1 protein-coding gene is annotated in these 10,971 nt (G+C 74.6%); it reads right to left on the minus strand.

Annotated elements, in window-relative coordinates:
• Positions 1-10,971, minus strand: a 10,971-nt coding sequence (locus AB0D04_RS40905; RefSeq protein WP_362712485.1) for a type I polyketide synthase, incomplete at both ends; no start/stop codon positions are given.

Genomic DNA, 10,971 nt, shown 5'->3' on the forward strand with positions numbered 1-10,971 from the left:
GGACCATCTTGATGACGCTGGCGATGCCGGACGCCATCTGGGTGTGGCCGATGTTGGACTTGACGGAGCCCAGCAGCAGCGGGCCCTGCGGGTCGCGGTCCTGGCCGTAGGTGGCGAGCAGGGCCTGGGCCTCGATGGGGTCGCCGAGGGCGGTACCGGTGCCGTGTCCGTCGATGACGTCGACCTCGGCGGCCCGGACGCCGGCGTTGGCCAGGGCCTGGCGGATGACGCGCTGCTGGGACGGGCCGTTGGGCGCGGTCAGTCCGTTGGAGGCGCCGTCCTGGTTGACGGCGGAGCCCCGGATGACGGCCAGGACCTGGTGCCCGTTGCGGCGGGCGTCGGACAGTCGCTCGACGAGGACGAGGCCGACGCCCTCGGCCAGGCTCATGCCGTCGGCCTGGTCCGAGTACGCCTTGCAGCGGCCGTCGGCCGCCATCGCGCGCTGCCGGCTGAAGCCGACGAACGCACCGGGCGTGGACATGATGCTGACACCGCCCGCGAGGGCCAGCGAGCTCTCGCCGTTGCGCAGGGACTGGCAGGCCAGGTGCAGGGCGACCAGAGAGGAGGAGCAGGCGGTGTCGAGGGAGACGGCCGGGCCCTCGAAACCGTAGGTGTAGGACAGCCGGCCGGACAGGACGCTGGAGATGGTGCCCGTGATCAGGTGTCCCTCGGCGCCCTCCGGGCTCGCGCCAAAGGCCCCGTAATCCTGATAGCTGGCGCCGATGAACGTGCCGGTGCTGCTGCCCCGCAGGGTGGCGGGATCGATCCCGGCACGCTCCATCGCCTCCCAGGAGGTCTCCAGCAGCAGGCGCTGCTGGGGGTCCATGGCCAGGGCCTCGCGGGGCGAGATGCCGAAGAAGGAGGCGTCGAAGTCGGCGGCGTCGTGCAGGAAGCCGCCCCGGGTCGAGTAGGTGTGGCCGGCCCGGTCGGGGTCGGGGTCGTAGAGGCCCTCGGCGTCCCAGCCGCGGTCGGCGGGGAACTCACCGGTGGCGTCGCCGCCCTCGGCGACCAGGCGCCACAGGTCCTCCGGGGAGCCGACGCCGCCGGGGTAGCGGCAGCTCATGCCGATGATGGCGATGGGCTCGTCGTCGGCGACGGCGGTGTGCTGGGTTGTGGCGGCGCTGGCGATGTTGCCCGTGGCGGACCCGGCGAGGGACTCGCGCAGGAAGGCGACGAGAGCGAGCGGGTTGGGGTAGTCGAAGACCATGGTGCTCGGCAGGGCGAGCCCGGTCACGGCGGCGATCCGGTTGCGCAGGTCGACGGCGGTCAGCGAATCGAAGCCGACGTCGCGGAAGGCGCGTTGTTCGGAGAGGACGTCGGGTGAGGCGTGGCCGAGTGCGGTGGCCGCCTCGCCGCGGACGAGGTCCAGCAGGAGCCGGTCCTGCTCGACGGTGTCCAGCCCGATGAGCCGGGTGGCGAACTCGCTCCCGGAGGCCACGACTTCGGCGCTGTCCGCCGCCAACTTCCGTATTTCTGGGAGGTCTTCGAAGAGCGTGGTGGGCCGTGCGGCGGTGAAGACGGGGTAGTAGCGCTCCCAGTCCACGTCCGCGACGGCCAGCACCGTCTCGTCGTCGTCGAGGGCCTGCCGCAGTCCGGTGAGGGCCAGTTGCGGGTCCATGAAGACCAGTCCGCTGCGGCGGATCTGGCCGGGGTCGACGCGGCCGAGCTTGAGGTCGTCGGCCCAGATGCCCCAGGAGACGGCTGTGGCGTGGGCGCCGCGGGCGCGGCGGTGTTCGGCCAGGGCGTTCAGGTAGGCGTTGCCGGCGACGTAGGCGGCGTGCGCGCCGCTGCCCCACATGCCGGCGGTGGAGGAGTACAGGACGAAGGCGTCGAGGTCGTCGCCGAGGAGTTCGTCCAGATGGCGGGCGCCGGTGACCTTGGCGTCCATGACCTGCGCGAAGTCGTCGGGAGTCGTCTCGTCGAGCGAGGCGAGCTCGATGGTGACGGCGGTGTGCACGACGGTGCGTACGGTGCGGCCCTCGGCCTCCAGCGCGGCGAGCATCCGCGCGACCGCGTCGCGGTCGGTCAGGTCACAGGCGACGACGCTGGCTTCGCAGCCCGACTCGGTCAGTTCCCGGACGAGTTCGTCGGCGCCGGGTGCCGCCGGGCCGCGGCGGCTGGTGAGCACGATGTGCTCGGCGCCCTGTTGGGCGAGCCAGCGGGCCAGGTGCGGGGCGAGGGTGCCGGTGCCGCCGGTGACGAGGGTGGTGCCCCTCGGCGTCCAGGGGCGGGCCGGGGACGGGGTGGCACCGGCGGCGCGGACGACGCGGCGGGTGAGCACACCCGAGGCGCGCAGGGCGAGCTGGTCCTCTCCGGTACGGCCGGTCAGGACGGCGGCCAGGCGTTCACCGGCCCGCTGGTCGAGCCGCTCAGGCAGGTCGACCAGGCCGCCCCAGCGCCGGGGGTGTTCGAGGGCGGCGGTCCAGCCGAGGCCGAGGATCTGGGCCTGGTCGGGGTGGGTCAGCCGGTCCGCGCGGCCGGTGGAGACGGCTCCTTGGGTCAGGCACCACAGGGGTGCGTCGATTCCGGCGTCGCCGAGTGCCTGGACGAGCGCGAGGGTCAGGGCGAGCCCGCGGGTGAGCGCCGGGTGCGTTGCGCTGTGTCCCTCGGCCTCGGCCAGCAGGGACACCACGCCCGTGAGGTCCGCCGCGTCGCCGAGGTCGGTCAGGCGCGCGGTCAGGGTCGCGCGATCACCGCAGGCGTCGTCCAGGACGAGGGTGCGCGGGTCGGCGCCGTGGGCGGCGAGGACACCGGTGAGGGTGTCGATGTCGACGCCTTCGGGGGCGACGACGAGCCAGGTGCCCGTCAGGGCGGCCGTGGGCAGGCTGGTCAGCGGCTTCCAGGTGGCCCGGTAGCGCCAGGAGTCCACGGTGGACTCCTCGCGGCGGCGCTTGCGCCAGTGCGAGAGGGCCGGGAGGACCGGGGCCAGGGAGCCGCGGTCCAGGCGCAGGCGGGAGGCGAGGGCGTCGACGTCCTCCTCCTCGACCGCCGTCCAGAACTCCGCGTCCGCGGGGTCCGCTTCGGGCCGGTCCCGGGACCGGTCGGGGATCGCCCACAGGTGCTCGCGCTGGAAGGCGTACGTGGGCAGCGGCACCCGGCGGGCGCCGGTGTCGGAGAAGACTGCGGACCAGTCGGCGCCCGCGCCCCGGACGAAGGCCTCGGCGAGGGAGGTCAGGAAGCGGTCGGTGCCGCCCGCGTCGCGCCGGAGCGTGCCGAGCACCGCGGCGGCGACTCCGGTTTCCTCGGCGGTCGCCTGGATGCCCATGGACAGGACGGGGTGGGAGCTGACCTCGATGAAGAAGTGGTGGCCCTGGGCGAGGAGTTCACCGATGGCGGGCCGGAAGTGAACGGTCTGGCGCAGGTTGGTGAACCAGTACTCCGCGTCCATGACGGTGGTGTCCAGCCAGTCACCGGTGACGGTGGAGAAGAAAGGCACCCGGGCCGGGCGCGGGCGCACCGGCGCGAGGACGCGGTGCAGCTCCTCCCGCACCCTCTCGACCTGCGCGGAGTGCGAGGCGTAGTCCACGGCGATGCGCTTGGCGCGGACGTCCTCGCCGACCAGCTCGGCCTGGAGGGCGTCCAGCGGCGCGGTGGCGCCGGAGACGACGGTGGACCGCGGGCCGTTGACGGCGGCGATCGACAAACCCTCGTACGCGGCGAGGCGCTGTTCGACGTCGGCGACGGGCAGCGGGACCGACAGCATGCCGCCGGATCCGGCCAGCCCGCGCGCGATGGCCTGGCTGCGCAGCGCGACCACGCGGGCCGCGTCCTCCAGGGAGAGCGCCCCGGCGACGGCCGCCGCGGCGATCTCGCCCTGCGAGTGGCCGACCACGGCGTCGGGGGTGATGCCGTGGGAGGTCCACAGCGCGGCCAGGGAGACCATGACGGCGAAGGAGGCGGGCTGGACGACGTCGACGCGGTCCAGGGTCGGCGCGCCGTCGGCCTGGCGCAGCACATCGAGCAGGGACCAGTCGACGAACTCCGAGAGGGCGGTGGCGCATTCAGTCAGGCGCTCGGCGAAGACCGGGGACTCCTCGAGGAGCCGCGCTCCCATGCCGACCCACTGGGAGCCCTGGCCGGGGAAGACGAAGACGGTCTTGCCGTCGGTGTCGGCCGCGCCCTGGACGACGCCGGGTGCGGAGCCGCCGGTGGCGAGGGCGTCGAGGGCCGTGCGTCGGGTCCGGTCGTCGGTGCCGACGACGACGGCGCGGTGGTCGAAGAGGGTGCGTGTGGTCACCAGGGTGTGGCCGGCGTCGAGGGCGCCGGGTGCCTGCTCGCCGTCGAGGTGGGCGGCGAGGTTGACCGCCTGGGCGCGCAGCGCGCCCGGGGTCCGGGCGGACAGCACCCAGGGGATGGCGCCGCCGGCCGGGGGCACCGGCCGCGCGGGGGTCGTCTCGCGCGGGCGGGGGGCCTCTTCGAGGACGGTGTGGGCGTTGGTCCCGCTGATGCCGAAGGAGGAGACCGCGCAGCGGCGCGGGCGGGCGCCCTCGGGCCAGTCGGCGGGTTCGGTGAGCAGGGAAACGGTGCCGGGGGTCCAGTCGACGTGGCTGGAGGGGGTATCGGCGTGCAGGGTGCGCGGCAGCTCTCCCTGGCGCAGCGCCATGACCATTTTGATGACGCCGGCCACGCCGGCCGCCGACTGGGTGTGGCCGATGTTGGACTTGACGGAGCCCAGCAGCAGCGGGCCCTGCGGGTCGCGGTCCCGGCCGTAGGTGGCGAGCAGGGCCTGGGCCTCGATGGGGTCGCCGAGGGCGGTACCGGTGCCGTGGGCCTCGACGGCGTCGATGTCCGCCGGGGCCAGCCCCGAGTTGGCCAGGGCCTGGCGGATGACGCGCTGCTGGGAGGGGCCGTTGGGGGCGGACAGGCCGTTGGAGGCGCCGTCCTGGTTGATGGCCGAGCCGCGGACGACGGCGAGGATCTCGTGCCCGTTGCGCTGGGCGTCGGAGAGCCGCTCCAGGACGAGGACGCCGACGCCTTCGGCGAGGGTCATGCCGTCGGCGCCGTCGGAGAACGCCTTGCAGCGGCCGTCGCCCGCCAGGGCCCGCTGCCGGCTGAAGGCGACGAACGGGTTGGGGTTGGTCATCACGGTCGCGCCGCCGGCGAGCGCGAGGGAGCTCTCGCCGTTGCGCAGGGACTGGCAGGCCAGGTGCAGGGCGACCAGGGACGAGGAGCAGGCGGTGTCGACGGTGACCGCCGGTCCTTCGAGGCCGAAGAGGTAGGCCAGGCGCCCGGACAGCACGCTGGGGCTGGTGCCGGTCACCAGGTGGCCGGCGGAGCCGTCCTCGACGCCGAGTCCGTACTCCTGGTAGGTGGAGCCGATGAAGGTGCCGGTGGTGCTGCCGTGGACCGTGGTGGGGTCGATGCCGGCGTACTCGAACGCCTCCCAGGTGGTCTCCAGCAGCAGCCGCTGCTGGGGGTCCATCGACAGGGCCTCGCGGGGCGAGATGCCGAAGAAGGAGGCGTCGAACTCGCCCGCGTCGTGCAGGAATCCGCCCTGGCTGGAGTACGTCGTGCCGGGGTTGTCCGGGTCGGGGTGGTAGAGGCCGGTGTTCCAGCCGCGGTTGACGGGAAAGTCGGTGATGGCGTCGACGCCTTCGCTGACCAGGTCCCACAGCTGCCGCGGGGAGCGGACGCCGCCGGGGAAGCGGCAGCTCATGCCGACGATGGCGATGGGCTCGTCGAAGCCGCCGGCGGCCACGGTCGCGGGAGTGGCCAGGTCACCGCCGGTGCCCAGGAGTTCCTCGCGCAGATGGCGGGCGAGGGCGGCGGGGGTGGGGTAGTCGAAGACGAGGGTGGCGGGCAGGGCCAGGCCGGTGAGGGCGGCCAGCCGCTTGCGCAGTTCCACGGCGGTCAGCGAGTCGAAGCCGGCGTCGCGGAAGGCCCGCCGCTCCGGGACGGCGTCCGCGGAGTCGTGGCCGAGGGCGAGTGCCGCCTCTGCACGCACCAGGTCGGCCAGCAGCCGCTCCTGCTCGTCCTGGTCCAGGCCGCGCAGGCGTGCGGCGAACTCCGGCGCGGCGCTCTCGGCGTCGCCCTCGGCGCGTACGAGGGCCTGGACCTCGGCCAGTTCGTCGAAGAGGGCGCTCGCGCGGGTGGAGGTGAAGACGGGGTGGTAGCGCTCCCAGTCGATGTCGGCGACCGTGACGGTGACGTCCTGGTGGACGACGGCGCGCCGCAGTTCGGCGAGGGCGGTCGTGGGCGCGAGAAAGCGCAGCCCGCGCTTGTGCAGTGCGTCGGTGACGGCCTCGTGGGTGGCCATGCCGGCCTCGGCCCAGGGCCCCCAGGCCACGGAGGTGGCGGGCAGGCCGCGGGCCGCGCGGTGCTCCGCGAGGGCGTCGAGGTAGGCGTTGGCGGCGCCGTAGGCGCTCTGTCCGGCGCTGCCCCACACTCCGGCGATCGAGGAGACCAGGACGAAGAAGTCCAGGTCGTGGCCGTCCAGGAGGGTGTCGAGGTGGGCCGCGCCGAGCATCTTGGCGGCCATCGCCTGGGCGGCGTCCGCCAGCGGGGTGTCCGCGAGGGCCGACGCCTGGCCGACGCCGGCCGCGTGCACGACGCCGGTCAGCGGGTGCTCGTCCGGTACGGAGTCCAGCAGCGCGGCGAGGGCCGCGCGGTCGGCGGTGTCGCAGGCCGCGAGGGTGACGCGGCAGCCCAACTCCTCGATTTCGGCAGCCAGTTCATCGGCACCAGGAGCGTCGGGGCCGCGGCGGCTGGTGAGCAGGAGGTGCTCGGCGCCGCTGCGGGCGAGCCAGCGCGCGACCTCGGCGCCGAGCGCTCCGGTGCCGCCGGTGACGAGCACGGTGCCGCGCGCGGTGAACGCGTCGGCGGGGGGCAGTTCGGCCTGCGGGTGGCGCACCAGGCGCCGGCCGAGGGCTCCGGTGCCGCGGAGGGCGATCTGGTCCTCACCGCCCTGCGCGGCCAGCGTGCTGACGAGGTGCTGGGTGGCGGGAGCGTCGAGGGCGGGCGGCAGGTCGATCAGGCCGCCCCACAGCTGCGGATGCTCCAGGGCGGCGACCCGGCCCAGGCCCCAGACCGCCGCCTGGAGGGGGTGGGTGAGCGGGTCGTCGGAGCCGGTGGTGACGGCGCCGCGGGTCACGGTCCACAGGGGCGCGGCGAGGCCGGTGTCGGCGAGCGCCTGGGTCAGGACGAGGCTCAGTGCGAGCCCGGTGGGCGGTTCGGCTCCGAGCTGGTGGCCGGGCCGGTCGGCGAGCGGAAGCAGGGACAGCACACCGGTCAGGGGCCGGTCCTCGTCTCGTACGGCTTCGAGCCGGGCGGCGAGGTGGGCACGGTCCAGGCAGGCGTCGTCCAGGACGAGGGTCTCGAACTGGGCGCCGTGGCCACGCAGCGCGTCCAGGATCTCGTCGTTGTCGATGCCGTCGGCGGTGACCAGCAGCCAGGTGCCGTCGAGTACGGGCGCGGCGGCCGCATGCACGGGGCGCCAGGCGACGCGGTAGCGGGTGGAGTCCAGCAGTGCCTTCTCGTGCCGGTGCTGGCGCCAGGAGGACAGCGCGGGCAGCAGCGCGTACAGGGAGGCGTGCTGTTCGTCGCGCAATCCGAGGAGAGCGGCCAGCTCCGCGGCGTCGCCGCGTTCGACGGCGCCCCACAGCTCGACGTCCGCGGGGTCGGCGGCGGCCTGCGCGAGGCGGACCGGGGCCGGCTCGGGCCAGTAGCGCTCGTGCTGGAAGGCGTAGGTGGGCAGGTCGACCGTGCGTGCTCCGGTGCCGGCGAGGTACGCGGGCCAGTCGACGGCTGTGCCGCGGACGTGCAGGCGGGCCAGCGCGGTGGCCACACAGCGCTCCTCGCCGCGCCCGGCGCGCAGCAGCGGGACGAAGTCCGCGTCCGTCTCGTCGCCCAAGGTCTCCTGGGCGGGGGCCGACAGCGCGCTGTCGGGACCGAGTTCGAGGAAGGTGGCGGCGCCGTGGGCGCGCGCGGCGCGCACGGTGTCGGCGAAGCGGACGGTGCCGCGCGCGTGCGCGACCCAGTAGTCCGGGGAGCGCAGTTCGTCGTCGGTGGCCGGCCGTCCGGTGAGCCCGGAGATGACGGTCACCTCCGGCACACTGTAGGTGAGCTGCGCGGCGACCTCGCGCAGGCCGTCGAGCGCGGGTTCCATGAGCGGCGAGTGGAAGGCGTGGCTGACGTTCAGGCGCTTGGTCTTGCGGCCCTGTGCGGCGAAGTGGGCGGCGATCTCCTCGGCCGCGGCCGGGTCTCCGGCGACGACGACGGCGCGGGGGCCGTTGACGGCGGCGAGGGACACCTCGTGCTCGCGGCCGGCGAGCAGCGGGGCGACCTCGTCCTCGGTGGCCTCAAGGGAGATCATCGCGCCGCCGGCGGGCAGTGCCTCCATCAGCCGTGCCCGCGCGGCGACCAGGCAGGCCGCGTCGGGGAGCGAGAGGACGCCCGCGACGTGCGCGGCGGCGATCTCGCCGACCGAGTGGCCCAGCAGGACGTCGGGGCGTATCCCCCAGGTGCGCAGCAGCCGGTAGAGCGCGACCTCGATGGCGAACAGGGCGGGCTGGGTCCACTCGGTGCGGTCCAGGAGTGCCGCCTCGGGGCTGCCCTCCGGTGCGAACAGGACGTCCTTGAGGGGACGGTCCAGGTGTGGGTCGAGGGCAGCGGTCACCTCGTCGAGGGCCTGGGCGAACGCGGGGAAACAGGCGGCGAGTTCGCGGCCCGCGCCGGGGCGTTGGCTGCCCTGCCCGGCGAACAGCACGGACAGCTTGCCCGCGCCGCCGATCTCGCCCTCGGTGAGCGCGGAGTCGGGGCGATCGGCGGACAGGTTGGCCAGCGCGCGAAGCAGTTCGTCGCGGTCGCCGGTGACGACGGCGCGCTGGTCGAAGGCCGAGCGGGTGGTGGCGAGGGAGAGCGCGACGTCGGCCGGGGCGAGGTCGGGGCGCTCGTCGAGGAAGGTCCGCAGGCGGGCGGCCTGGTCCCGCAGCGCCGCCCGGCTCTTGCCCGACAGCGTCCAGGGCACGACGGCCGGGGTGAGCGCCGGCTGTTCGCGCTGGTCGGGGGCGGCAGACGGCTCCTCGACGATGAGGTGGGCGTTGGTACCGCTGAAACCGAAGGAGGAGACGGCGGCGCGGCGCGGCCGGCCGGCCTGCGGCCAGGGCGTCTCCTCGGTGAGCAGGCGCACCGCTCCGGTGTCCCACTCCACGTGCGAGGACGGCTCGTCGGCGTGCAGGGTGCGGGGCAGCACGCCGTGGCGCATCGCCATGACCATCTTGATGACGCCGGCGACGCCGGCCGCGGCCTGGGTGTGGCCGATGTTGGACTTGACGGAGCCCAGCAGCAGCGGGCTCTGCGGGTCGCGGTCCTGGCCGTAGGTGGCGAGCAGGGCCTGGGCCTCGATGGGGTCGCCGAGGGTGGTGCCGGTGCCGTGGCCCTCGACCGTGTCGATGTCCGTGGCGGACAGGCCGGCGGCGGACAGCGCCTGGCGGATCACCCGTTGCTGGGAGGGGCCGTTGGGGGCGGTCAGGCCGTTGGAGGCGCCGTCCTGGTTGACGGCGGAGCCGCGGACGACGGCCAGGACCCGGTGCCCGTTGCGGCGGGCGTCGGAGAGGCGTTCCAGGACGAGCACGCCCGCGCCCTCGGACCAGCCGACGCCGTCGGCGCTGTCGGAGAACGCCTTGCAGCGGCCGTCCGGGGACAGGCCGCGCTGCCGGGAGAACTCGATGAGGGCGCCCGGCGTCGACATGACCGTGACGCCGCCGGCCAGCGCGAGCGAGCACTCCCCCGCGCGCAGTGCCTGCATCGCCCAGTGCATGGCGACCAGCGAGGACGAGCAGGCGGTGTCGACGGTGACGGCGGGGCCTTCGAGACCGAGGGTGTAGGAGATGCGCCCGGAGGCGACGCTCGGGGCGGTGCCACTGCCCTGGTGGCCCTCGAACTGCCCGCCGGAGAGGACCGTGGCGTAGTCGTTGTACATCACGCCCGCGAACACGCCGGTCTGGCTGCCGCGCAGGGAGGTCGGGTCGATGCCCGCGCGTTCAACGGCCTCCCAGGACGCTTCGAGGAGCAGCCGCTGCTGGGAGTCGGTGGCCAGGGCCTCGCGGGGGCTCATGCCGAAGAAGGCGGGGTCGAAGTCGGCGGCGGTGTGCAGGAATCCACCGAAGCGGGAGTAGGAGGTGCCGGTGCGGTCCGGGTCCGGGTCGTAGAGCGCGTCCAGGTCCCAGCCCCGGTCGGTGGGCAGGCCCGAGATGGCGTCGGTGCCCTCGCTGACCAGCCGCCACAGGTCCTCGGGCGAGGCGACGCCGCCCGGGTAGCGGCAGCTCATGCCGACGATGACGATGGGGTCGTCGTCGGTGGCGGTGGCGGCGGCACGGGGGGCGCCGGCCGCGGCGGCGGCTTCGGAGCCCATGAGTCCGGCGAGAAGGTGCGCGGCGAGGGCATCGACGGTCGGGTAGTCGAAGATGACCGTCGCGGCGGTGCGCAGGCCGGTGGCGGCGCTGAGCCGGTGGCGCAGTTCGACGGCGGTCAGCGAGTCGAAGCCCAGCTCGCGCAGCGGGCGCCGCGGGTCGATGTCGGCAGTGCCGGCGTGGCCGAGCACGGCGGCCACTTGGCCGGCCACGAGGTCGAGCACGACCTCGCGGCGGTCGGTCTCCGCCAGCCGGGACAGCTTCTGTACGAGGGTGACGGCGGCCTCCGAGCCCGAGACCACCGCGCGGCGGGCCGGGGTGCGGATCAGGCCGCGCATCAGCGGCGGTATCTCGCCCTGGACGCGCAGGACGGACAGGTCGAGCCGGGTCGGCAGCAGGACGGCGGCGTCCGAGGCGCAGGCCGCGTCGAAGAGGGCGATGCCCTGTTCCTCGGTGAGCGCGGGCGTGCCCATCCGGGCCAGGCGCTCCAGGTCCTCGTCCGTCAGGCCGCCGGTCATTCCGGCGGATTCCTCCTCACCCAGCACCTCCAACTGGTGCTCGGCTACGGTCCGTTGGAGGCGGGGCTGCGGATGGCGCCGCTCGCCGTCACCGTCATCCTGAT

Source organism: Streptomyces sp. NPDC048483 (genome assembly GCF_040651455.1).
GTDB lineage: Bacteria > Actinomycetota > Actinomycetes > Streptomycetales > Streptomycetaceae > Streptomyces.